Raw genomic sequence first — 23,083 nt, forward strand, 5'->3', positions numbered from 1 at the left:
CAAGATGGCTTTGCTTGAAGTGAAGGATTTGAAGGTTCGTGTCGAGGAGCGTGAGATCCTCCACGGGCTGACGCTGACCGTGAACGAGGGCGAGGTTCACGCGATCATGGGGCCGAACGGCTCCGGCAAATCGACGCTCTCCCACGTCATCGCCGGTAAGCCCGGCTACGAGGTCACCGACGGCCAGATCCTGTTCAAGGGCGAGGACCTGCTGGAGATGGACCCCAACGAGCGCGCCGCGAAGGGCGTGTTCCTGGCGTTCCAGTATCCGGTCGAGATTCCCGGCGTCGCCACCATGACCTTCCTGCGCACCGCACTGAACGCGCAGCGCAAGGCGCGCGGCGAGAGCGAATATTCGACCCCGGACTTTCTGAGGAAGGTCCGCGAGGTCTCGAAGTCGCTGAACATCCCGCAGGACATGCTCAAGCGCGGCGTCAACGTCGGCTTCTCCGGCGGCGAGAAGAAGCGCAACGAGGTGCTGCAGATGGCGCTGTTCGAGCCGAGCCTGTGCATCCTCGACGAGATGGATTCGGGCCTCGACATCGACGCGCTGCGCATTGCGGCCGACGGCGTCAACGCGCTGCGCTCGCCCAAGCGCGCGATGGTCGTCATCACCCATTATCAGCGGCTGCTGAACTACATCGTGCCCGACGTCGTGCACGTGATGTCGAAGGGCCGTGTCGTGAAGAGCGGCGGCAAGGACTTGGCGCTGGAGCTGGAAGCGTCCGGCTACGCCCAGTTCGAGGATGCGGCGTAAGGAATTTTGGGATGAACGTTGCTGTGGCAAAGACCGGAAACGGCCGCGCGGTGAGCGATCTCTTCGCCAGCGCCGAAGGCCGCCTGCCGGGTTCGCCTTCTGTGATCGCGGTACGCCGCGAGGCGTTCGAGACCTATGAGCGTCTCGGCCTGCCGCATCGCCGGATCGAGGAATGGAAATACACCGACCTGCGCGCGCTGGTGGGCGAGGTGCTGCCGCTGGCGGCCAGCCCCGATGCGGCCGCGTTGAAGCGCGCCGCGGACGCGGTCAAGGCGCACGCGATCGAAGGTGCCCGCAAGCTGGTGCTGGTCGACGGCGTGTTCGCGGCCGATCTCTCCGACGTCAAGGCGCTTGCCTCTGAGGCGGGCCTCAAGACGCTGCGGGAAGCGCTGGAGAAGGACGCAGGTCTCCTGAAGACCGCGGCCACCGACGCCGTGATCGCGCTGAATGCGGCGCTGGCAACCGACGGTGTCGTGTTGTCGATCGCCGACGGCGCGCAGCTGTCGGCGCCGATCCAGATCATCCACATCGCGACCGCTTCGTCCGCGTCGGCTTTCAGCCGTTCGCAGATCGCGGTCGGGAACGGCGCTCGCGCCACCGTCATCGAGAGCTTTGTGGCGGCCGGTGCCAAGGCCTACCAGGTCAACGACGCCGTCATCCTCTCGGTCGGCGACAATGCCGACGTCGCGCATATCCGTTTGTTGGACGATGCGCCCGACGCGGTGAACGTGACCTCGCAGTTCGTTACGGTCGGCGCGAACACGAAGCTCAATTTCTTCAACATGACCACTGGCGCTGCCGTCAGCCGCCTGCAGGGCTTCATCACGCTGGCAGGCGAGGGCAGCGATCTCTCCGTCAACGGCGTGAACCTGCTCCAGAAGACCGAGCACGGCGACACCACGCTGGTGGTCGATCACGCCGTGCCGAACTGCATCAGCCGCGAGGTCTTCCGCGCGGTGATCGACGATCGCGCCCATTCGGTGTTCCAGGGCCGCATCATCGTCCGTCCCGACGCCCAGAAGACCGACGGCAAGATGATGACCCGGGCGCTGCTGCTTTCGGACGAAGCCGAGGCCGACAACAAGCCGGAGCTCGAGATCTTCGCCGATGACGTCTCCTGCGGCCACGGCGCCACTGCCGGCGCGCTCGACGACAGCCTGCTGTTTTATCTGAAGGCGCGCGGCCTCCCGGAGAAGCAGGCCCAGGCGCTGCTGATTCAGGCATTCGTGGGTGAGGCGATCGAGCAGATCGCCGATGACGGCTTGCGCGAGCACGTGATCGGCATCGCCGAGCGCTGGCTGGAGCGGCGCCAATGAGCACGCATCCCGCAGTCAAGAACGGTGCCTACGACGTCGCACGCGTGCGGCAGGATTTTCCGGCGCTGGCCATGCAGGTCTACGGCAAGCCGCTGGTCTATCTCGACAACGCCGCCTCGGCGCAGAAGCCGAGCGCCGTGCTCGACCGCATGACGCAGGCCTATACGTCCGAATACGCCAACGTACATCGCGGCCTGCATTACCTCGCCAATGCCGCCACCGAGGCCTATGAGGGCGGTCGCAGCAAGGTTGCGCAGTTCATCAACGCGCCGCGGACCGAAGAGGTCATCTTCACCCGCAACGCGACGGAGGCGATCAACCTCGTCGCGTCGTCCTGGGGCGAGCCGAACGTCAAGGAAGGCGACGAGATCGTCATCTCGATCATGGAGCACCACTCCAACATCGTGCCGTGGCATTTCCTCAGGGAACGCCATGGCGCCGTGATCAAGTGGGCGCCGGTCGACGACGAGGGTAACTTCCTCATCGACGAGTTCGAGAAGCTGCTGACCGCGAAGACCAAGCTGGTCGCGATCACGCAGATGTCGAACGCGCTCGGCACAATTGTCCCGATCAAGGACGTTGTGAAGATCGCGCATGCGCGCGGCATTCCCGTGCTGGTCGACGGCAGCCAGGGTGCGGTGCATCTGCCTGTCGACGTCCAGGATCTCGGCTGCGATTTCTACGTCTTTACCGGCCACAAGGTCTACGGGCCGACCGGCATCGGCATCCTCTGGGCCAAGTACGACCACCTCGTCGCGATGCGTCCCTATAACGGCGGCGGCGAGATGATCCGCGAGGTCTCGCGCGACGTCGTCACCTATGGCGATCCCCCGCACAAGTTCGAGGCAGGCACGCCTGCGATCGTCGAGGCCGTGGGCCTTGGCGCGGCCATCGACTACGTCAATTCGATCGGCAAGGAGCGCATCGCCGCCCACGAGCACGATCTCACGACCTATGCCCAGGAGCGCTTACGCGAGATCAACTCGCTGCGGCTGATCGGCACCGCCCGGGGCAAGGGCCCGGTGATCTCCTTCGAGCTCAAGGGCGCTCACGCCCACGACGTCGCCACCGTGATCGACCGCCAGGGCATCGCGGTGCGCGCCGGCACCCATTGCGTGATGCCGCTTTTAGAGCGGTTCAACGTGACTGCCACCTGCCGGGCGTCGTTCGGCATGTATAATACGCGGGAAGAAGTCGATCATCTGGCACAGGCGCTGTTGAAGGCGCGGGATTTGTTCGCATGAGTGACACGGCCGAAGTCAAAGCCAATCCGATGGAGACCCAGTCGGCGCTGCCGCCTGAGGAGACCGAGCGTCTCACCACCGAGATCATCGCGGGCCTCAAGACCGTGTTCGATCCGGAGATCCCGGCCGACATCTACGAGCTCGGCCTGATCTACAAGGTCGAGATCAAGGACGACCGCTCGGTCGACGTCCAGATGACGCTGACGACGCCGAACTGCCCGGCTGCCGGCGAGCTGCCGACCATGGTCGAGAATGCGGTCGCCAGCGTCCCCGGCGTCGGCGTGGTCGACGTCAAGGTCGTCTGGGAGCCGCCGTGGTCGCCGGAACGCATGAGCGACGAGGCCCGCCTCGTGCTCAACATGTGGTGACGGTCTCAGCTCGCATTGAATTCGCTCCGCAACGGACCACATAGATAACATGACCCAGGCAACACCAGCTTCGACACCAAAGCCCCGGCGGCCGCGCCCGCAGGTGATGCGGCTGACGGATGCCGCGGCCCAGCGCATCAGCGAGCTGACCCAACGCGCCGATTCCGAGATCGTCGGCCTGCGCGTCGGCGTGAAGAACGGAGGCTGTGCCGGCCAGTCCTATACGGTCGAGTACGCCCATGATGTCCGCCCGACCGACGAGGTCGTCGAGGATAAGGGCGTCAAGATCCTGGTCGATCCCAAGGCCGTGCTGTTCCTGCTCGGCACCGAGATGGACTACAAGGCCGACAAGATGCAGGCCCAGTTCGTCTTCAACAACCCCAACCAGGTCTCCGCCTGCGGCTGCGGCGAGTCGGTCGAGCTGCGGCCCGCGAAGATCGACGGGTAAGCCGCACTCGCCAATTGTGCCGCTGTCGTCCCGGCGAAAGCCGGGACCCACACTGCATGATCTGGCGATGACGCTCGGTATCAGTACCACGCTGGCAGGACTAATAGTCTTCGCTAAAGTCCTCCCTGTGGTTATGGGTCCCCGCTTTGGCGGGGACGGGGGGGGGGGGGGTGGGCCATGGACCGCGAATTCCTGATCGACCTGTTCGCCGATTTCGGCTCCGTCACCATCCGAAAAATGTTCTCCGGCTACGGCATCTCCGCCGACGGTATCAACTTCGCGCTCGCCTTGCGCGCGGGCCTGTTCTTCCGCGCCGACGAGGTCACCATCCCGGGCTTTGAAGCGGAAGGCTCGAAGCCGTTCCAGTATTCGACCCGCGCCAAAACCGTGCTGGTGAATTCCTATTGGGAACTGCCGGCGCGCCTGTTCGACGATTCCGAGGAGCTTGCGCAATGGGCGAGGGCCGCGCTCGCCGCCGCCCAGCGCGCCAAGGTGAAGAAGCGGCCGAAGGGGAAGAAGGCGCTGGCGAAGAAGGTCGTGCAGAAGCCGCCGGCGAAGAAACAAGCAGCCAAGAAGGCGGTTCGTAGGGTGGGCAAAGCGACTCGTCCGCCGTAGCTCGTAGAGCGAAGGCGGAAGCGTGCCCACCGCTAAGGTCGTGGCGCAGAAACATGGTGGGCACGGCGCTTGCGCGCCTTTGCCCACCCTACAGGAGCTCAGTCCACCGCCTTGGTCAGTCCGACCCTCATGTCCTTGGCGATGAAGACGCCAACGCCGTCGGCCAGCACGCGACCGTCGGCGATCCCAAGCACCAGCTTGCCGCGCCGGACCATGCGCATGGCGACCTCGTAGCGCACGCGTCGCGTCTCCGGTGTGACCAATCCCGTAGCTTCGACCTCGCCGACGCCGATGGCGCGGCCCTTGCCCGGCGAACCTGACCAGCCGAGCCAGTAGCCGATCATCTGCCACATCGCATCCAGGCCGAGGCTTCCCGGCATCATCGCGTCACCGCGATAGTGGCAATCGAAGAACCAGTGGCCGGGCACAATATCGAGCTCGCCGACGATGTGGCCCTTGCCGAACTCGCCGCCGTCCAGGCTGATCTCGGTGATGCGATCCATCATGAGCATCGGAGGGGCCGGCAATTGCGCGTTGCCCGGGCCGAAATAGCCGCCGTCGCTCGATCTCAGCAGTTCGTCCCTGGTGTAGGACGGTTGCGGTGTGTGAAAGTCATGGGGATTGGGCAAGACGACAAATCCTCTCGACGCTCGCAGTCGGGCGGCGGGGACGATGTCGTTCGGCGGGTTGGAATGTCAAGCGCCGGCGATCTCTTCGGCGCGCCGCTTCGGCGTCAGGCCACGCGGCTGTGCGACTCGATCGCGAACTCCGGATCGGCCTCGCAGATCACGCGGTTGCGGCCGTTGCGCTTGGCGGCGTAGAGGCAGGCGTCCGCACGCTCGATCAGCGCGTCGGTGTCGTCGCCTTGCTTGAGCATGGAGACGCCGACGGAGATGGTGACGCGGCCGAGAATCTCGCCGGTCGATTTCTTCTTCAATTCCTTCGCCATCACGGCGCGGCGGATGTGATCTGCAACGGTGAGGGCCTGGCGCAGCGCCGTGTTGGGCAGCAGGACCGCGAATTCCTCGCCGCCATAGCGCGCGGTGATGTCCTGTCCCTTGATGGTCTGCTTCATGGACAGGCCGACCAGCCGCAACACCTGGTCGCCGGTGAGATGGCCGTAGGAATCGTTGAACGATTTGAAATGATCGATGTCGAACAGCAGCAGCGACAGCGGCTCGCCCGAGGCGAGCGCGCTCTGCACGGCCATGCCGATCATGCGATCGAAATATTTGCGATTGCCCAATCCCGTCAGCGGATCGGTCAGGCTCTCGGCGCGGATCGCCTCCAAGCTCTGCTGGAGATTGCTGATCTCGTTCTTGGACAGGGTCAGCCGGTCTTCCAGCGCCTTGTTGGTCTCGCGCATCTCGCTGGTCGAACGCAGCAGAGTCTCGACGATCGACTTGATCTGGTCGCGGTTCTTGGCCGACGACAGTTGCTCGGTGGCGCCCGACAGGCTGGCATCGTAGGAGCCGGTCATCCCGAGTGCTTCGCTCAGCACCGTCATCACGTCGTCGATCTCGCCGATGACGCGTGCGCCGACCTTGTCGATGCGGTCGGTGGTCTTGATGTGGGAAAGATAGGTCTCGTAGATCTGCTCGAGATCGCCTTCGGTCAGCTTGCCGTGGCGCGCCAGCGTCTCGTTGATGATCTTGTTGAGCGGTGCGTTATAGCCGGTGGCGTAGACGTACCAGATCTCGTAATTGCGGGGAATTGCGGTCTGTCGAAGCGAACGGATCTGACCGAGAGCAACTTCGGCGAACGCCATCGTGCGTTCGTGTTCGTCGAGCACCTTGACCACTGAACATACCCCACAGCGGTCGGTGCGCCATCGACCGCAGCAATGCTTAAATTATGTTCGCAGGCTAACGGACGATCGTGAATGCTCTGTAAACAGACGTTCGCGAATGCATCGGAAAAAGTGTGGGGCGGCTCTTTTCAACCGAAGCTGAATCCGCGCCGGCGCGTCAGGCGCCGGCGGGAGAACGCACTGGCCGGAGCAGAAACGCCGGAAGGTGCGAGTGATCGCCGGGCTCGGTGTCGGCCTCACGCTGGCGGCGCGGCTCGGGGCGGCCGATCGACGGCACATGCGACGCATTGGCCTGCTGGCGCGAGCCATGACGCGGCTCGGATGATGGCCTCGCTTCACGCGGAGGCCTTGCCTCGCGTGCGGGCCGTGCTTCGGCTGAAGGCCTTGTTTCGGAAGCGTGTCTTGCCTCGCCACGCGGTTCGCGCGGCTCGTGGCTGCGCTCACGGTCGCGACCGCCGCGCTGCGGCTTGCTGCGCCCGCCGCGCGAACGCTCGCGGCCGCGCTGCTCGCGCGGGCGCTCGGCCGCATCGCCGGCTTCAGCGTGGATCTCGTAATCGCCCTCGGCGCGGGGAATGTTCTGGCCGATCAGCTTCTCGATCGCCGCCATCGACTTCTGGTCCAGCGGCGTCACGATCGAGATCGCGGTACCGGTGCGGCCAGCACGGCCGGTGCGGCCGACGCGATGGACGTAGTCGTCTGGATGATGGGGGACGTCGAAATTGAAGACGTGGCTGACCTCGGGAATATCGAGGCCGCGGGCGGCGACGTCGGAGGCGACCAGCAGCGGCAGCTCACCCTTGCGGAATTGTTCCAGCGCCGCCATGCGGGCCGGCTGGTCCATGTCGCCGTGCAAGGCGCCAACGCTGAAGCCGTGCTTCTGGAGCGATTTGTGAACGATCGCGACCTCGCGCTTGCGATTACAGAAGATGATCGCGTTCTTGAGATCCTTGGCCTCGCGCAGCAGGCGGCGAAGCAATTCGCGCTTCTCATGCGCCTCGCGCCCCGCAGGCACCTGTGATTGCGTGACGGTCACGGCGGTGGTGGCGGGCTTGGAGACCTCGACCTTCTGCGGATTGTGCAGGAAGGTCTCGGTGATGCGCCGGATTTCCGGCGGCATGGTCGCGGTGAAGAACAGGGTCTGCCGCGTGAACGGGACGAGCTTGCAGACGCGCTCGATGTCGGGAATGAAGCCCATGTCGAGCATGCGGTCGGCTTCGTCGATGACGAGGAGCTCGACGCCGGTGAGCAGGAGGCCGCCGCGCTCGGTGTGGTCGAGCAGGCGGCCGGGGGTGGCGATCAGCACGTCGACGCCGCGTGTCAGCTTGGCATCCTGGTCGCCGAAGGAAACGCCGCCGATCAGCAGGGCGACGTTGAGCTTCTGGCCGGCGCCGTAGCGGTCGAAGTTTTCCTTCACCTGCGCCGCGAGCTCGCGGGTCGGCTCCAGGATCAGCGTGCGCGGCATGCGCGCGCGGGCGCGACCCTTTTCGAGGATGGTGAGCATCGGCAGCACGAAGGCCGCGGTCTTGCCGGTGCCGGTCTGGGCGATGCCGAGCACGTCCTTGCGCGCGAGGACGTGGGGGATCGCCTGTTCCTGAATGGGGGTGGGGTTGGTGTAACCGGTGGCCGCCACTGCGGCGAGGACTTTTTCGGACAGTCCGAGATTTGAAAAGGACATTGAGCCTCTGGTCGAAACCGAATCGAGGGTAATTAAGGCTGTCGCGTTCCACCCCGAAACGGCGCGCTCTCAAAGAAGCTGGGGGTGCTGACTCACGCGAACAAAGCGCAAGGCTCAGGAATCGCTCTTCGATCTGAGCCGCGTCGCCCCGGAACATAGGCAGGAATCGGCCAAAGTCAATGGAGCGGGCGCGGGAAGACCCTAAAAAACCTGAGGTTTTTGCCCAAATAGCGGGCCCGGCTGGGCTTTTCCGCCTCCACCGTTAACCGGGCGATAGCTGCGGGAGGGGACGACTAACGCCCTCAGGACCCCCGGGCCCGGAAATCGCCGGGGGGCATTCCGTAGGCGGCGTTGAAGACCCGGTAATAGGTCGCCAGGCTCTCGAAGCCGCAGGAGGTCGCGATATCGGCGATCAGCCGGTCTGGCGCCTCACGCATCAGGCGGCGGCTCTGTTTCAGGCGTTCGTCCGTCACGGTCTGCGAAAAGCTCTTCGCCGCGGTTTCGAACAGCATGTGCAGGTGACGCACGGACACGCCGAGCTGGTCGGCCACCATCGTCGGCGCCAGACCGGGGTCTTGCAGATGGCGCGCGATCAGGCGACGCGCCTGCGAGAGCCGGGCGGTCCGTAGCGCGGCCTGCCCACGGCGGCTGCCGGGCCGCACGATACCGCGCTCGATCAGGGCCAGATGGGCCAAGGCCTGGACGAGCGAGGCTTGATCCAAGGAGGCCTGATCCAAGGAGGTCTGGGTGACTGAGGTCGCATCAGTGGCGCCGTTATCGCCTGCGGTGGCCTCATCGAGGTCGGCGAAGCAGGCGCCGAGCAGGGGCGCCAGGCCGGGATCGTTGAAGGTCCGGGGCGCAAGCTCGCGCATGCGCCTGTCCTGCGTGGAGAGGCTGCTCACGGGGATCTTCAGGATGCGCAGGTGGAAGCCGCCTGCGCCGAGCGGCGCGGTGCGATAGGGCTGGTCAGTATGGCTGGTGGCGAAGCTGCCGTTGGCGATCGCAAAGTCGCCGGTGCGCATGCCGCCGAACCAGCCGCCGCTGCCGAGTTGCTGGTAGACGCAGATGCTGTTGCCGGGCGCGTAGGCGATGTCGGAGTTGCTGCGCTCGACCGTGTAGTGCGAGGCCTTCAGCTCGACGAGGCCACCGCCACCGAGCTGGCGCAGCGAGAATTCGCCGTAGAAGTCCGCGCGGCGTTCGCGCTCGAGTTCAGCGGTGACGCCGAACAGGCCCTTGGACCGGACCTCGCGCCAATAGTCGAACCGGTCATGCGGCTCGACCTCGTCAGTACACCATCGATACACGGCAGCCCCCGCTTGCAGCGCAGCTGCCTAGAAAAAGCAGATTCCGGAGGAATCTGCCATAGTCCTGATGACGGAACCCGAGGGCTCTCGGCGTTGAACCGTGGACATGGCTGGACCGACTATCGTCAACGGCGCAGGGGTCCCATGAATCGCTGTTCGAGGGGGCCGGCGGAGCGCCGTTCTGCAACGGGATTTTTACGATGACGCGTCGGCTTTTCAGACTTCTGGCGGCCCTTGGCCTTGCGGTGAGCCTGAGCGGCTTCGCGCTGCCCGCACACGCCGAGAAGCGCGTTGCGCTCGTCGTCGGCAACAACGACTACAGGAACGTCCCCAAGCTCCTCAAGGCGGTCAACGACGCCCGCACCATGGGCGATACGCTGAAGCAGCTCGGCTTCTCGGTGATGGTCGCCGAGAACCAGAGCCGGCAGCAATTCTCCGAGACGCTGCTCGCGTTCGACAGGGCGATCGAGCCCGGCGACACCGCATTCTTCTTCTACGCCGGCCACGGCTTCGAGATCGCGGGCCAGAACTACCTGTTGCCGACCGACGTACCGGCGGCAACCGAAGGGCAGGAAGAGCTGGTGCGCGACGCTTCCATCCTGGCCGACCGCATCGTCGAGCGCCTTCAGAACAAGAAGGCGCGCACGTCGATCCTGGTGTTCGACGCCTGCCGCAACAACCCGTTCGAGCGCAAAGGCACCCGCGCGGTCGCCGGCGGCGGCGGCCTCGCGCCGATGGTGCAGCTGCCCGAAGGCGTGTTCTCGGTGTTCTCCGCAGGTCCCCGCCAGACCGCACTCGATCGTCTCTCCGACGACGACGCCAATCCCAATTCGGTGTTCACGCGCACCTTCGCCAAGGAGCTTCTCCAGCCCGGTGAGAACCTGGTGCAGGTGGCGCAGCGCACCCGCCGTCTCGTCAGCGAGATGGCGGACACCGTCAAGCACAGGCAGGTGCCGGTCTATTTCGACCAGATGGTCGACGACGTCTTCCTCAGCGGCGTTGCCAAGGACGCCATCGCCGCTGCGCGCCCGGCCGATCCGGCGCCGCAGAAGCTCGCGGCTCTCCCGCCGGTGTCAGTACCGCGCGTGCCGAAGGAAGAAACCACCAACGCGCCGATCGCCAGCTTCTCGCGGCACAATGGCGGCTGGAGCGTGGTGTTCTCCTTCGCCGACCCGACGCTCGGCATTTCCTGGCGCATGGCCGGCCATGGCGATTTCCGCGAGACCGGCTTCATCGACACGCTTGATCCGCGCACGCGGAAGCGGATGCCGAACCCGTCAATCGAATTGCCGCCGGATGCGCAGGCCGGCACCATCGAGGTCCGCTATGTCGATCAGTCCGGCGACATGCAGGGGCCATTCCCGATCCGGTTCGATCCCGAGGCCGCGCTGATCCGCGACCAGCGCAAGATCCTCGACATGACCGCGACGAGCTGGCTGTCGTTCCGCGAGTTCAACGGGCTGCTTGTCTACTACACGCACCTCGTGTCCTATCGCTGCGCCATCCGCGAGGTGCGCATCGGCATCGACACCGCCGTTCCGAACCAGGTGTTGAAGATGCCGGGCTGCGACATGCGAGATCCCAGCGCGATCAGCGCCGGGATGCCGCTCTACATGAAGCTTGCCCCGGCTACGCAGTTCGTCTCGGTGGAACTGACCTACCGCGACGGCAGCGTGTCGGAAATCAAGAGTTTTCGGGCCGCGAACCGCAGCAACAACTGAGCGGTCTGCGGGTCCACTGTTGGGCGGCGAGCGCAGTTGGCGTGGGGAATTAACCGCGACGCTTTGCGATGTAGCGCTTGATGGAGTCGATCGCTTCCATCAAGGGCGGCGCAAGCGAGAAGAACGTCCCCATGGCGATCGAGATGACGACATGGCGAAGCAGGACCTTCTCCTGTTCCTCGAACGGGTAGCCGTTCTGGTCGATCCGTGCCGGCGCGAGCGTGCCCGCGTCCTGAGGACCCGGCTTCCGCGGCTTGCGCGGTGGCAGCATGATCACGACGAAAAGCACGTTGATCAGCAGCCAGATGCCAAGCACTATCAGTATGGTGCGCAACGCGGGATCATCCTGAAATCAATCGAAATCATCAGCAACGCTACCGGCCATTCGGCATTGCGGCAAACCAATTCCGGCTTGTTGCACCGCACAGAGTACTAAAGTTGTAAGAGAGCACTTGATGACGGAATCCGATACGCCAGAGCGCACCGTGGGTCACTCCGTGAGAGCCCGGTGTTGCATCGTTGGCGGCGGGCCGGCCGGCATGATGCTCGGCTATCTCCTGGGACGCGCCGGCATCGACGTCGTGGTGCTGGAGAAGCACGCGGATTTCTTCCGGGACTTTCGCGGCGACACCGTGCATCCCTCGACGCTCCAGGTCATGGACGAGCTCGGCCTGATCGATGGGTTCCTGAAGCTTCCGCACCAGCGCCTGCAGATGATGGACGGCCTGTTTGGCGGCACGCCCGTGCGGATCGCCGATCTCCGCCGGCTGCGCACCAAGTACCCGTTCATTGCGTTCATGCCGCAATGGGACTTCCTGAATTTCCTGCGCGAGGCCGGCCAGCGATTCGCCTCGCTCAAGGTGATGATGAATACGGAAGCCGTCGATCTGATCCGTCGCGGCGAGACCGTCGCCGGCGTGCGCGCGATGACACCGGATGGGCCGATCGACATCGAAGCCGATCTCACCATTGCCTGCGATGGGCGGCATTCGACGGTGCGCGAGCGTGCAGGGCTCCGCGTCGAGGAGATCGGCGCGCCGATGGACGTGCTGTGGTTCCGCGTCGGCCGCAAGGCGGACGAGACCGAAAACCTGTTCGCGCGCGTCGAACCCGGAAAGATGATGGTCACGTTCGACCGCGGCGACTATTGGCAGTGCGCCTATGTCATTGCGAAAGGACAATACGAGGCGGTGAAGGCGAGGGGATTGCAGGCGCTGCTCGACGACGTCGTGCGCATGGCACCGATCCTTCGATCCGGCATTGCCGATGTGAAGAGCTTTGAAGACGTCAAGCTGCTCACCGTCGCGATCAACCGCCTGGCGCGCTGGACGCGGCCAGGCCTGCTTCTCATCGGCGATGCGGCGCATGCGATGTCGCCGGTCGGCGGCGTCGGCGTCAATCTCGCCGTGCAGGACGCGGTCGCGACCGCCAATTTGCTGGCCGACAAGCTTCGGCAGGGCTGCCCAACAGAGAATGAACTCGACGCCGTGCGCCGACGCCGCGAATTCCCGGTGAGGATGACGCAGCGCATGCAGGTGATCGTGCAGAACAACATCATCAGCGGCGCCCTGCAGGGCGGTGATCGGCCGCTGAAGGTGCCGCTGGTCGTGCGCCTGATCACTGCGCTGCCATGGCTCCAGGGTATTCCGGCGCGCCTGATTGCGCTCGGCGTGCGGCCCGAGCACGTGCAGTCGAACGCTGCACCGGCATCGTAGTGCAGGGGGCGGTAGGGATAACGCGGCGTTAAATCGCGCGCCGCGCGTTGCGTGCGTGCAACAGCACAAACGGATTCACATCGCGCCGCTTGCCAATCCGGCGTCTTAACTTTCTTGATTCAAATTTGAGTAAGACCTGCGTGTGACCGTGCACCCATCAAAGGACACGGGGTGTACCATGCGTAACAAATTGATTGCCGCCTTCGCCTGCACGACCGCTCTGGTTTCGACCGGCGCTGCTTCAGCCGCCGATCTCGGTGCGCGCTACATGAAGGCGCCTGCCTACGCGGAGCCGCTGTTCAACTGGACCGGTTTCTATGTCGGCGGTCACATCGGTGGCGCATGGACCAACGAGCAGTTCATCAACAACGGGACCGGCGCGCCGTTCGGCGATCTCGTTCCGGGCCAGGGCTATCGCCAGCGCGGCGCCGGCATCATGGGCGGCGCCCAGATCGGCTATAACTGGCAGGCCAACAACTACGTGTTCGGCATGGAAGGCACGATCTCCGGCCTCGACAACAAGGGTACGGTCGTCAACACCGTCTTCGGTGCTGCGGACGACATCTTCACCTGGCGCACCAACGTGCTCGCGACCGTCGTCGGCCGCGCCGGCTTCGCCGTGCAGAACAATTTGTTCTACATCAAAGGCGGCTATGCCGGCGTGAACAACCGTCTCAACGTCAGCGACACCGTTGCGCCGGCGACGGGCTCGGGCGGTCAGACCCACTGGGCCAACGGCTGGACCGTCGGCGCCGGCTGGGAATACGGCATCACCCGCAACTGGATCGTCGGCCTCGAGTACAATTACGCGGCCTTCGGCAGTCAGACCTATCAGCTCGGCGGCACCTCGGGTAACTACACCTTCGATGCCAAGCCGCGCGACATCCAGTGGGCCGTCGTGCGCGCGAGCTACAAGTTCGACGCACCGGTCATCGCGCGCTACTGAGCAACGAACGACCAATCAGCAAAAAAAGACGATCACTGCCAAATTCAAAAGCCCCGGCATCGCCGGGGCTTCTTTTTTGCGTGCAAGTTTCTTGGGGTACAAGACGGCTTCAGGCCATCACGGAGAATCCACCGTCGACGGGGATCGCAGTGCCCGTGACGAAGTTCGAGGCGGGCGAGGCGAGGAACACGGCGATGCCGGCGAAGTCGTCGATATCGCCCCAGCGTCCCGCGGGCGTGCGCGCCAGCACGCGCTCATGCAAGCCAGACACCTGCTGCCGCGCGCCACGGGTGAGGTCGGTGTCGATCCAGCCCGGCAGGATGGCGTTGACCTGGATGTTGTCGGGCGCCCACGCATTGGCGCACGCGCGCGTGTACTGCACGATGCCGCCCTTGCTCGCCGCATAGGCGCTGGCGAAGCTCGCGCCGAAGATCGACATCATCGAGCCGATATTGATCACCTTGCCGTTGCCCGACGCCTTCAGCGCCGGATAGGCCAGCTTCGAACACACAAAGGCGCTGGTGAGGTTGGTGTCGATCACCTTGTTCCACTCGTCGAGCTCGAGCTCGTGCGGCGGCTTGCGGATGCTCATGCCGGCATTGTTGATGAGGATGTCGATCCGGCCGAGCTCCTTGACGACGCGGTCGATCATGGCCGCGACCGCCGCCTTGTCCGTGACGTCGGTGGTGACCGCAATCGCCTTCACGCCGCGCTGTCTGAGATCGGCGACGGCCGCGGCCGACTTGGTTTCGTTGCGTCCGACGACGGCGATATCGGCGCCGGCATCGGCGAGCCCGTGGGCGAGGCCAAGACCAATACCGCCATTGCCCCCTGTGACGATCGCGACTTTGCCGCGGAGATCGAACCGGTTGGATGTCATATTTGTATTCCCTGGTTTCTTCTATTGGTTGCTCTGCCAGATCAGGACCAGTCCGAAGCCGGCCATGGCTGCGCCATAGCCGGCCCATTGCAACTGGTTGACCATGAAGCTCGACCGCGGCCAGGCGACGGTGCCCGTTCCCTGTCCGATCCAGAGCAGCCCGACGGCGAGTGCAAACAGGCCTGCGATCAGCAGAAATCTGCGCATGCATTCCTCCCCGTTGGTTTGCTTCTGTCGTGGCCCACGGCGTCAACGATCGCCGCTTGTCACGAAAACTTCCCGCCAGACTAGCCGTAGCTTCGGTTTGGATACAATGGCTGCGGATGCAGGGCCGCGGGGAGGATCCATGTCCGTGGTGGCAGGTGCGGCGCGAGGTGGTGGATCCGCGCGACCGTGGCCTCACCATCGCACGCGTGATGGCGCTGACCTACGGCAAGAGCGCGGACGATTCCGGCATCAGGCAGTTCGGCATCGCGTGGGCGGACGCCATGGCGCTTCGCGATCCGCGGGGCGAGGCGATCACCGAGATCGACTGGGTGGGGATCGAGAACCGGCTTGGAGAGGCGTACCGGTCTCTGAACGCGAGCGGCGGCCGCTGACAATTCGGCAACGAAAAAGCCCCGGGCGATGCCGGGGCTTTGACGTCTGAAGTGTGGTTCAGATCAGATCAGTACTTCGCGACGACCGGACCGGTCCAGTTGAAGCGGTAGACCAGCGAGGTCGAGATCGTCTGGTTCCAGCTGTTGGCGCGGATGCTCTGGCCGACCGGGAGATTGCTGACGTCGAACAGCTCGTCCTGGGTCTTGGCGTTGTAGAAGGCCGAACGATACTCGGTCTTCATGAACCAGCCCGGCGAGCTGATGCCGAAGAAGTTCAGGCTGTTCTCGACGCCGCCACCGATGAACCAGCCGTTGCGGTTGTAGCTGTTGAGGTGGGCACCGACCGGGACGCCAGCGAGGTCAGTGAAGTTGGTCTGGCCGAAGTGAGCGCCCGAGTAACCGCCGTTGACGTAGGTGAGAACGTTCGGAGCGGCCAGCCAGCCGAGGCGCACACCAGCGGCCCAAGAGGTTTCCAGCTTCTGGTTGCCCGTGATATTGTTGCCCGGATCCTGGATGGTGGCGCGGATGCTGCCGAACTGACCGTCAGCGAACACACCGGCGACCCAGGTGCCGTTGAACTGCCAGTCGTAACCGGCGCCTACGGTGCCGAACCAGCCCGAGCCACCCTGGCGCTGGGTGATCGTCAGCGGGGTGCCGCTGACAGTGTCGACAATCGATTGATCGGCATTCGAGAGGCCGCCACCGCCACCGCCGAAGATGTAGAAGCCGGTCCAATTGGCGACGGGCGCCGGCATCGGAGCCTTCACGTAGGGACGGGCGGCCAGGTCGGCCGCCGACGCCGAACCGGTCATCGCGGCAACCGCGGTCAGTGCGAGCAAAATCTTCTTCATTTCAAAATCCCCAAGCTTTGGTCTGTCCGGCAGGCGCGAGCGCACTGAAGTCCGATTGATCTGATGCCCGGACTATATCCGCTTTCCGCCCAAATGCTGTTGCCGGACAGGCACAGTCGCCGGGAAACGCCGCTCGGCGGGGATTCCGGGCTTGATCGCCGGAATCCAAAATAACTCTAATATCCCAATGTGTTGCGTCATTTTTGGAAGATCGAATTCAGGTAACTTCTCGTTAGCAAATCCGGCTCTGTCCGAAATGGTAGCAATCCTGCCTCAGCCTTGGCACCGGTGAGTCGTTGGCCGAGTGGTTCCGCCTCAAGATGAGTCGGGCAACGGACGCGGCCTGGTCGGCCGCCTCCGCGAAGGGCCGCAAACGAAAAAGCCCCGGCCGTGGCCGGGGCTTTTTGCGTGGCGTCAGAAGACTGCCTCAGACGTCCAGCAGTTCCTCGCTCGCGAACTCCGCCTTGTCCGAGATGAACGCGAAGCGCGCCTCGGCCTTGGTGCCCATCAGGCGCTCCACCGAATCCGCCGTGGTGTCGCGATCGTCGGCGAGCAGCACCACCTTGAGCAGCGTCCGCTTGCGCGGATCCATGGTGGTTTCCTTGAGCTGCGCCGGCATCATCTCGCCGAGGCCTTTGAAGCGGTTCACCTCGACCTTGGCGTTGGCGTTGAACTCGCTCTTGATCAGCGCCTCCTTGTGCGCGTCGTCGCGGGCGTAGATCGACTTGGTGCCATGGGTCAGCTTGTAGAGCGGCGGCACCGCGAGGAAGAGGTGGCCCTCGTCGATCAGCCGCGGCATCTGCCGGTAGAAGAAGGTGATCAGGAGCGAGGCGATGTGTGCGCCGTCGACGTCGGCGTCGGTCATGATGATGATGCGCTGATAGCGCAGATCCTCTTCGCGATATTGCAAAAGCTGGCCGCAGCCGATCGCCTGCACGAGGTCGGAGAGCTGCGCGTTCGCCGTCAGCTTGTCCTTGCCGGCCGAGGCGACGTTGAGGATCTTGCCGCGCAGCGGCAGCACCGCTTGCGTCTTGCGATCACGGGCCTGCTTGGCGCTGCCGCCTGCCGAGTCACCCTCGACGATGAAGAGCTCGGAGCCCTCGGTGCCGGCGTCGGTGCAGTCCGCGAGCTTGCCGGGCAGGCGCAGCTTCTTGCCGGCGGTCTTGCGTGCCGTTTCCTTTTCCTGGCGACGGCGCAGCCGCTCCTCGGCGCGGTCGATCACGAAGTCGAGCAGCCGGTTGGCCATGTTCGGATTGCCCGACAGCCAGTGGTCGAACGGATCCTTCATCGCCTGTTCGACGATGCGCTGCGCTTCGGCGGTGGCGAGACGATCCTTGGTCTGGCCCTGGAATTCGGGCTCGCGCACGAACACCGACAGCATCACGGCCGCGCCCACCATGACGTCTTCCGACGTAATGGATGACGCGCGCTTGCCCTGACCGACGCGCTCGGCGTGATCCTTCAGGCCGCGCAGCAGCGCGCTGCGCAGGCCGGATTCGTGCGTGCCGCCATCGGGCGTCGGCACGGTGTTGGTGTAGGAGGACAGGAAGCCGTCAGCATCCGCGGTCCAGGCGACAGCCCATTCGCAGGCGCCATGCGCGCCGTTGCGGCCCGATTTGCCCGAGAAGATGTCGGGATGCACCAGCGTGTCGGCGTGGATCGCAGCGGCCAGGTAATCCTTGAGGCCGCCGGGGAAGTGGAAGGTCGCTTCCGCCGGCACATCCTCGACGCCCTTCAAGAGCTCGGGTGCGCAATTCCAGCGGATCTCGACGCCGCCGAACAGATAGGCCTTCGAGCGCGTCATCTTGAACAGGCGCTGCGGCTTGAACGCGGCCTTGGCGCCGAAGATGTCGGTGTCGGGCTTGAAGCGCACGCGCGTGCCGCGGCGGTTGTTGACCTTGCCGAGATCCTCGAGCTTGCCCTTCGGGTGCCCGCGCTCGAACGTCATGCGGTAGAGTTTCTGGCTGCGCGCGACCTCGACCTCGAGCAGCGAGGAGAGGGCGTTCACCACGGAGATGCCGACACCGTGCAGACCGCCGGAAGTCTCGTAAACCTTGGAGTCGAACTTGCCGCCCGAATGCAGCGTGCACATGATGACTTCGAGCGCCGACTTCTTCGGAAACTTCGGATGCGGATCGATCGGGATGCCGCGGCCGTTGTCGGTGACGGTCAGGAACCCATCGGCGCTCAGCTCGACTCCAATGAAGGTCGCATGCCCGGCCAGCGCCTCGTCCATCGAGTTGTCGATGACTTCGGCGAAGAGGTGATGCAGCGCCTTTTCATCGGTGCCGCCGATATACATGCCGGGCCGGCGGCGCACCGGTTCCAGGCCTTCGAGCACCTCGATATCGGCCGCGGTGTAGTCGGCTTCGCCGCCGGTCCCGCGCGAGGCCGCCTTGGCGGGCGCACGCGACTTCGGCTCATCGCCGCCGAAAAATTCGTCTTTTGCTTTTGGCTTCAACTGCTTGGACATATATTTTGATGCACTTTGATGGCCGCGATGGCGGCGAATCGGTTCAGCCGACTATGCCACGGCTGGCCTGCAGAGGTCACCGCAGGTCCACCGGGCGAGTGTGGGTGGGAGCTAATCCCGGCGATTTTACGCCGCAGGCCCACCAATTCCCGGCAATTTGACGCCTGGTCCCGGCTAAGGCCCGGCTTTGTGACTTGATGTCACACAAGTCCTTGGCTTACCAGTCCTTTTATCTGACAGGACCGTGACGGGGCGGGAAGGCAATCTGGAATGGAGCAGTACGCGCACGCACTGGCCGATTTCGTGCGCGCTCACCAGGCTTGGGCGGCCCCGATCGTGTTCCTGCTCGCCTTCGGGGAGTCGCTGGCCTTCATCTCGCTGCTGATCCCGGCCTGGGGGGCGCTGGTTGCGATCGGCGCGCTGATCGGGGCAAGCGGCATCAGCTTCTATCCGGTCTGGATCGCCGGCGGCATCGGTGCTGCGCTCGGCGACTGGGTCTCCTACTGGTTCGGCTATCGCTACAAGGAGCAGGTCGCCCAGATGTGGCCGCTCTCGCGCTACCCGGAACTGCTGCCCAGGGGCGAAGCCTTCGTGCGGAGCTGGGGCGTGCCCAGCATCTTCATCGGCCGCTTCTTCGGCCCCTTGCGCGCCTCGGTGCCGCTCGCAGCCGGCATTTTCGAGATGCCCTATTGGAGTTTTCAGGCCGCCAATTTCATCTCGGCGCTGGTCTGGTCCGCGGCGCTGCTGCTGTTCGGCGACGTGATCGCGACGATCATGGAATGGATCTGGCGCGTGATCTGACCGGGCAGCTCGGCCGCCCGGTCAGCGCAAATGGCAGACCCTATAGCGAGGCGTTCCAGATCGACGGAATCCAGCGATAGCCCGAACCATCCTTCTCCTTCTCGACGCGGACGAGACCGGGGAAGGCGGCATGAAAGGCCTGGATCGGCATCTTCTCGGCAATCGCCATGTCGTAGAGTTTCCGCCGCGTCTCTTGCGCCAGCGGCTTGTCGACGTCGGAGGCGATGTTCCATTCGGGGTGCTTCACGAACAGGAACGCTGCGCCCGCGGTGATGTCGACCTGCACAAGTACCTTTTCTGCGCCAGACGCGACGATGAAGGAGTTGTGTCCCGGCGTGTGGCCCGGGCTCGCCACCGAGGTGATGCCGGGCGCGACTTCCTTGCCGGACTCGTATTGCGTGACCTTGCGGCCGAGCGCATCGAATACGCGGCGGATATTCTTGAAATTGCTCTCAAGGATCGGATTGCCGGTCCCCTTGCTCATCTCGCCGTCATCCATCCAGAACTTCCATTCCACTGCCGGAACCATGATCTCGGCGTTGGGGAAGGCCGGCTTGTTCTCGGCCGCGAGCAGGCCGTTGATGTGGTCGCCGTGGAAGTGCGAGATGATGACAGTGTCGACTGCCGCGCGGTCGATGCTGGCCGCCGCGAGGTTGTTGTGGAACTGGCCGACCTTGCCCTTGGTCTGCGTGAACTGGTCGGGCCCGAGACCGGTATCGATCACGACGAGCTTCGGCCCGGTGTTGACGACGACCGGATTGAAGGTGTGGGTGACCTTGTCGGTCGGCAGATGGTTCTCGGCGAATATCTTGTTGATGTCGTCCTTGCTGGCGCCGGCCGCGTAATTGTCCGTCAGGTTGACGGTCGCGACGCCGTCGCAGACGACGGTGATCTGGTGGGTGCCGACATTGTAGCGGTAGAAGCTCGCATTCTGGGTCGCGGCCGGGGGCGCGGCGGCGCTCGCGGGCGAGGTCTTCACGAAGGGCAGGAGCGCCGAGGCGGCGGCGCCGGCTAGCGTTGCGCGACGAGTGATCTCGGTCATGGCGATGTCCTGGGGCTGGGTTGCGAACGAAAGGCACGAACCGGCGGGGTTGTGGCGCGCCGGTCCTTTCTCGGGAACCCCCATACTTAAGGGAAATTCCGCTGCGACCCGATGACACCCGTGCGGCATCCTGCCGTCACACCCTATCGATTTGGACTTGACCCTGGAACCCGCCGGCCTTATAGCCGCGCGCCATGATCAACGCCGCGACCATCCTGTTCGCCCGTCGCCGCCGCCGCTCTTTAGCGGTTTGGGCGGTCGATCGCGTTTGAGATCATCGTCTTTGCCGCTGGATCCGATCCGCGGCATTCTCTCTCCTGTCAGCGCGATCTGATCCGGCGGCCCCCCAAGGAGGCCCAGCAGGAGACCACGATGTACACGCCACCCTTTTTCAAGCAGGACCGCGCCGCGAGCCTGAAATTCGCCGAGGAGCGCGGCTTCGGAACGATGTGCGCCTTCGACGGCCACAAGCCGGTCGCCTCGCCGCTGCCGTTCTATCTGACCTACGCCGCTGACGGCACGCCGCAGGCCGCCTTTCATGTCGCCCGTCACAATCCGCTGCTAAAGCTTGCGGATGGCGCGACCTCCTGGTTGCTCGCGGTCAACGGCCCCGATGCCTATGTATCGCCCGACTGGTACGTCTCGCCGGACCAGGTGCCGACCTGGCTCTACCAGTCGGTGCATCTGAGCGGGCCGGTGCGTCTCTTGTCGGACGATCAGCTGGCGGTGCAGATCGCCACGCTGAGCGACAAGTTCGAGAGCTGGCTGTTGCCGAAAACGCCGTGGACATCGGCGAAGATGACGGCAGGCCGGCTGGAAGCGTTGAAGAAGGGAATCGTGGGCCTGGTCATGATGGTTGAAGATGTCGAAGGCAGCTTCAAGCTCAACCAGCACAAATCGGATGCCGACTATACCGCGATCGCCAACGCGCTCGGTGCGCAACCCGCAGCCGACGCCAGAGAGATTGCACAATTGATGCAGGATGTGAGGCCGGAGGCCTTCGCGAACGAAACCAACATGCTCGAAAGGAGCGCGCCATGAGCCTCACCGAAACCACCAAAGCCCCGACCACCGGCGCGGCCAAGAAGCCCGCCACCGTCTTCGTCGACGGCGGCTCCGGCACCACCGGGCTCGGCATCAACGAGCGGCTGAAGCTCCAGAGCGACGTCACGGTGAGGACGATCGCCGACGACAAGCGCAAGGATCCCGCGACCAAGAAGGCGCTGATGGAGGAGGTCGATCTCGTGATCCTCTGCCTGCCTGACGATGCCGCGAAGGAAACCGTGGCGCTGGTCGACACCATGGGCGCGTCAGCTCCGAAGGTGCTGGACGCTTCCACCGCCTACCGGGTCGCGCCCGACTGGGCCTACGGCTTTCCGGAACTGACGCCGGACCAGGCCGCCAAGATCAAGGCCGCGAAGAAGGTCTCCAATCCCGGCTGCTATCCGACCGGTGCGATCGCGCTGCTGCGGCCGATCGTCGATGCAGGTCTGTTGCCGCCCGATTATCCCGTCACCGTCAACGCGGTGAGCGGCTATTCCGGCGGCGGCAAGTCGATGATCGCGAGCTTCGAAGACGGCAGCGCGCCGTCCTTCGAGCTCTACGGCCTCGGCTTCGAGCACAAGCATCTGCCGGAGATGCAGCTCTATTCGAAACTGACGCGGCGGCCGATCTTCATTCCCTCGGTCGCCAACTACCGGCAGGGCATGCTGGTCTCGGTGCCCCTCCAACTCGACGCGCTGCCGGGCAAGCCCAGCGGTGCGGACCTTCAGGCCGCGCTGGCCAAGCGTTACACCGGCTCGAAATATGTCTCGGTGATGCCGCTCCAGAACGAGGCGACCAAGGGCGGCAAGCTCGAGCCGGAGGCACTCAACGAGACCAACACTCTCGAGCTCCACGTGTTCGCCAGCGATAAATATCACCAGGCGGTGCTGGTCGCCCGGCTCGACAATCTCGGCAAGGGCGCCTCGGGTGCGGCCGTGCAGAACATGCGGCTGATGCTGGGGCTGCCGGAGGAGTAGGGCAGCCTCGTGCCCCGGGCGCAGCGCAACGCTCCTTCAGAGCGATGCGCTGCAGGCCGGGGCCTGGCGCAACGCGCCGTCACTCACTGCACTCACTGCGAAATAATGTCGGCTGGAAACGGTCGAGCAGGGCGACCGGCGCAAACATTCTTGCGGGCCGCCACGGCTTCGCGGCGATATGTCTCGAGGTCGCCGAGCAAGCGGTCGGAGATTTCGCAGACGTCCCGATGGTCGTTCGCATAATCGACCACGTCGCTCCAGGCGCGCGAGGCCCGGATGTAGACGTCGCAGCGGTCCGACATCAAGGCGCGTGCCGTCGGTTTTGAGGCCTCGACAGCGTCGCTACGCAGGCGTGGCAGTTCAGGACATGGCGCCTGCGCGCCGGCCTCGCGACATGATCCGGCGAGCGCGAGCACCGCGAGGACTGGAAAAAGAATCCGCATCCGGTTTCCCCCGCTTCGGTTGTTACCGTGCGAGGGTATCTTTGGATCGCAGGC

At 64.6% G+C, this 23,083-nt stretch carries 24 protein-coding genes; 13 read left to right on the forward strand and 11 right to left on the reverse strand.

Translation table 11 applies throughout. The features are described 5' to 3' along the window. Positions 1–4 precede the first annotated feature (4 nt). From sufC to AB7008_RS24975, 6 genes are all read left to right on the forward strand, one after another. Complete coding sequence (sufC, locus tag AB7008_RS24950; protein ID WP_028161255.1) at positions 5–757, forward strand: Fe-S cluster assembly ATPase SufC; 753 nt, start codon at positions 5–7, stop codon at positions 755–757. An 11-nt stretch (positions 758–768) separates the two neighbouring features. After that, the gene (gene sufD, locus AB7008_RS24955; protein ID WP_304489632.1) at positions 769–2,073 is read left to right on the forward strand and encodes a Fe-S cluster assembly protein SufD; all 1,305 of its coding nucleotides are present in this window, start codon (positions 769–771) and stop codon (positions 2,071–2,073) included. Further along, the gene (locus AB7008_RS24960) at positions 2,070–3,317 is read left to right on the forward strand and encodes a cysteine desulfurase (protein WP_304489633.1); all 1,248 of its coding nucleotides are present in this window, start codon (positions 2,070–2,072) and stop codon (positions 3,315–3,317) included. The genes sufD and AB7008_RS24960 overlap by 4 nt, the downstream gene beginning before the upstream one ends. Next, on the forward strand, positions 3,314–3,685 hold the full coding sequence (locus tag AB7008_RS24965; RefSeq protein WP_014495549.1) for an SUF system Fe-S cluster assembly protein: 372 nt from the start codon (positions 3,314–3,316) through the stop codon (positions 3,683–3,685). Before AB7008_RS24960 ends, AB7008_RS24965 begins: the two co-directional genes overlap by 4 nt. Before the next feature lie 106 nt (positions 3,686–3,791). Beyond that, positions 3,792–4,133 carry a HesB/IscA family protein gene (locus tag AB7008_RS24970; protein ID WP_014495548.1) on the forward strand — a complete coding sequence of 114 codons (342 nt, stop codon included), beginning with the start codon at positions 3,792–3,794 and terminating at the stop codon, positions 4,131–4,133. A gap of 177 nt (positions 4,134–4,310) precedes the next feature. After that, positions 4,311–4,748, forward strand: a complete 438-nt coding sequence (locus AB7008_RS24975; RefSeq protein WP_304489634.1) for a TfoX/Sxy family protein — start codon at positions 4,311–4,313, stop codon at positions 4,746–4,748. Between the two features lie 98 nt (positions 4,749–4,846). Here the strand turns inward: AB7008_RS24975 and fabA are convergent, their stop codons facing one another. The 4 genes from fabA to AB7008_RS24995 all read right to left on the reverse strand — a co-directional run bounded on the left by fabA (position 4,847) and on the right by AB7008_RS24995 (position 9,537). Further along, on the reverse strand, positions 4,847–5,377 hold the full coding sequence (gene fabA / locus AB7008_RS24980) for a bifunctional 3-hydroxydecanoyl-ACP dehydratase/trans-2-decenoyl-ACP isomerase (RefSeq protein WP_028161259.1): 531 nt from the start codon (positions 5,375–5,377) through the stop codon (positions 4,847–4,849). A gap of 104 nt (positions 5,378–5,481) precedes the next feature. Then, on the reverse strand, positions 5,482–6,549 hold the full coding sequence (locus tag AB7008_RS24985; RefSeq protein ID WP_028161260.1) for a GGDEF domain-containing protein: 1,068 nt from the start codon (positions 6,547–6,549) through the stop codon (positions 5,482–5,484). 166 nt (positions 6,550–6,715) lie between these two features. Continuing rightward, a complete protein-coding gene (locus AB7008_RS24990; protein WP_441259684.1) occupies positions 6,716–8,233 on the reverse strand; it encodes a DEAD/DEAH box helicase in 1,518 nt (505 codons plus the stop codon). A 302-nt stretch (positions 8,234–8,535) separates the two neighbouring features. After that, positions 8,536–9,537, reverse strand: a complete 1,002-nt coding sequence (locus tag AB7008_RS24995; protein WP_304489636.1) for a helix-turn-helix domain-containing protein — start codon at positions 9,535–9,537, stop codon at positions 8,536–8,538. Positions 9,538–9,737: 200 nt separating this feature from the next. Here AB7008_RS24995 and AB7008_RS25000 point away from each other — a divergent pair, with 200 nt between their 5' ends. Further along, entirely contained in the window at positions 9,738–11,258 is a 1,521-nt protein-coding gene (locus tag AB7008_RS25000) for a caspase family protein (RefSeq protein ID WP_304489637.1), read from the forward strand. Between the two features lie 49 nt (positions 11,259–11,307). Here the strand turns inward: AB7008_RS25000 and AB7008_RS25005 are convergent, their stop codons facing one another. Continuing rightward, the gene (locus AB7008_RS25005; RefSeq protein WP_248883200.1) at positions 11,308–11,592 is read right to left on the reverse strand and encodes a hypothetical protein; all 285 of its coding nucleotides are present in this window, start codon (positions 11,590–11,592) and stop codon (positions 11,308–11,310) included. A 121-nt stretch (positions 11,593–11,713) separates the two neighbouring features. On the opposite strand from AB7008_RS25005, the gene AB7008_RS25010 reads away from it, so the two are divergent. Next, a complete protein-coding gene (locus AB7008_RS25010) occupies positions 11,714–12,973 on the forward strand; it encodes an FAD-dependent oxidoreductase (RefSeq protein ID WP_304489638.1) in 1,260 nt (419 codons plus the stop codon). A 178-nt stretch (positions 12,974–13,151) separates the two neighbouring features. Beyond that, positions 13,152–13,919 carry an outer membrane protein gene (locus AB7008_RS25015; protein WP_304489639.1) on the forward strand — a complete coding sequence of 256 codons (768 nt, stop codon included), beginning with the start codon at positions 13,152–13,154 and terminating at the stop codon, positions 13,917–13,919. A gap of 109 nt (positions 13,920–14,028) precedes the next feature. On the opposite strand, the gene AB7008_RS25020 is transcribed toward AB7008_RS25015, so the two are convergent. Next, a complete protein-coding gene (locus AB7008_RS25020; protein ID WP_304489640.1) occupies positions 14,029–14,799 on the reverse strand; it encodes an SDR family NAD(P)-dependent oxidoreductase in 771 nt (256 codons plus the stop codon). 21 nt (positions 14,800–14,820) lie between these two features. Further along, complete coding sequence (locus AB7008_RS25025) at positions 14,821–15,006, reverse strand: hypothetical protein (protein ID WP_007609848.1); 186 nt, start codon at positions 15,004–15,006, stop codon at positions 14,821–14,823. 116 nt (positions 15,007–15,122) lie between these two features. On the opposite strand from AB7008_RS25025, the gene AB7008_RS25030 reads away from it, so the two are divergent. Beyond that, positions 15,123–15,398 (forward strand): hypothetical protein, encoded by a 276-nt coding sequence (locus tag AB7008_RS25030; RefSeq protein ID WP_441259685.1) that lies wholly within the window; start codon positions 15,123–15,125, stop codon positions 15,396–15,398. 68 nt (positions 15,399–15,466) lie between these two features. On the opposite strand, the gene AB7008_RS25035 is transcribed toward AB7008_RS25030, so the two are convergent. Both AB7008_RS25035 and parE read right to left on the reverse strand, forming a co-directional pair. Next, entirely contained in the window at positions 15,467–16,249 is a 783-nt protein-coding gene (locus AB7008_RS25035) for an outer membrane protein (RefSeq protein ID WP_304489642.1), read from the reverse strand. A 427-nt stretch (positions 16,250–16,676) separates the two neighbouring features. Beyond that, positions 16,677–18,722, reverse strand: a complete 2,046-nt coding sequence (gene parE / locus AB7008_RS25040) for a DNA topoisomerase IV subunit B (protein ID WP_304489643.1) — start codon at positions 18,720–18,722, stop codon at positions 16,677–16,679. A 270-nt stretch (positions 18,723–18,992) separates the two neighbouring features. Here parE and AB7008_RS25045 point away from each other — a divergent pair, with 270 nt between their 5' ends. Then, positions 18,993–19,523: a DedA family protein gene (locus tag AB7008_RS25045; protein ID WP_041958275.1), complete on the forward strand. Its 531-nt coding sequence runs from the start codon at positions 18,993–18,995 to the stop codon at positions 19,521–19,523. Between the two features lie 40 nt (positions 19,524–19,563). Here AB7008_RS25045 and AB7008_RS25050 read toward each other — a convergent pair whose 3' ends face one another. Beyond that, positions 19,564–20,565, reverse strand: coding sequence for an MBL fold metallo-hydrolase (locus AB7008_RS25050; RefSeq protein WP_028153053.1), 1,002 nt, complete (start codon positions 20,563–20,565; stop codon positions 19,564–19,566). A 372-nt stretch (positions 20,566–20,937) separates the two neighbouring features. On the opposite strand from AB7008_RS25050, the gene AB7008_RS25055 reads away from it, so the two are divergent. Together AB7008_RS25055 and argC are read left to right on the forward strand one after the other, a co-directional pair. Continuing rightward, positions 20,938–21,606: an FMN-binding negative transcriptional regulator gene (locus tag AB7008_RS25055; RefSeq protein ID WP_441259686.1), complete on the forward strand. Its 669-nt coding sequence runs from the start codon at positions 20,938–20,940 to the stop codon at positions 21,604–21,606. Then, positions 21,603–22,586 carry an N-acetyl-gamma-glutamyl-phosphate reductase gene (argC, locus tag AB7008_RS25060; RefSeq protein ID WP_441259687.1) on the forward strand — a complete coding sequence of 328 codons (984 nt, stop codon included), beginning with the start codon at positions 21,603–21,605 and terminating at the stop codon, positions 22,584–22,586. The genes AB7008_RS25055 and argC overlap by 4 nt, the downstream gene beginning before the upstream one ends. A gap of 92 nt (positions 22,587–22,678) precedes the next feature. On the opposite strand, the gene AB7008_RS25065 is transcribed toward argC, so the two are convergent. Continuing rightward, complete coding sequence (locus tag AB7008_RS25065) at positions 22,679–23,029, reverse strand: hypothetical protein (protein WP_248883209.1); 351 nt, start codon at positions 23,027–23,029, stop codon at positions 22,679–22,681. Positions 23,030–23,083 lie beyond the last annotated feature (54 nt).

Origin of the sequence: Bradyrhizobium sp. 521_C7_N1_3 (genome assembly GCF_052075975.1) — a bacterium.
Lineage (GTDB): Bacteria > Pseudomonadota > Alphaproteobacteria > Rhizobiales > Xanthobacteraceae > Bradyrhizobium > Bradyrhizobium japonicum.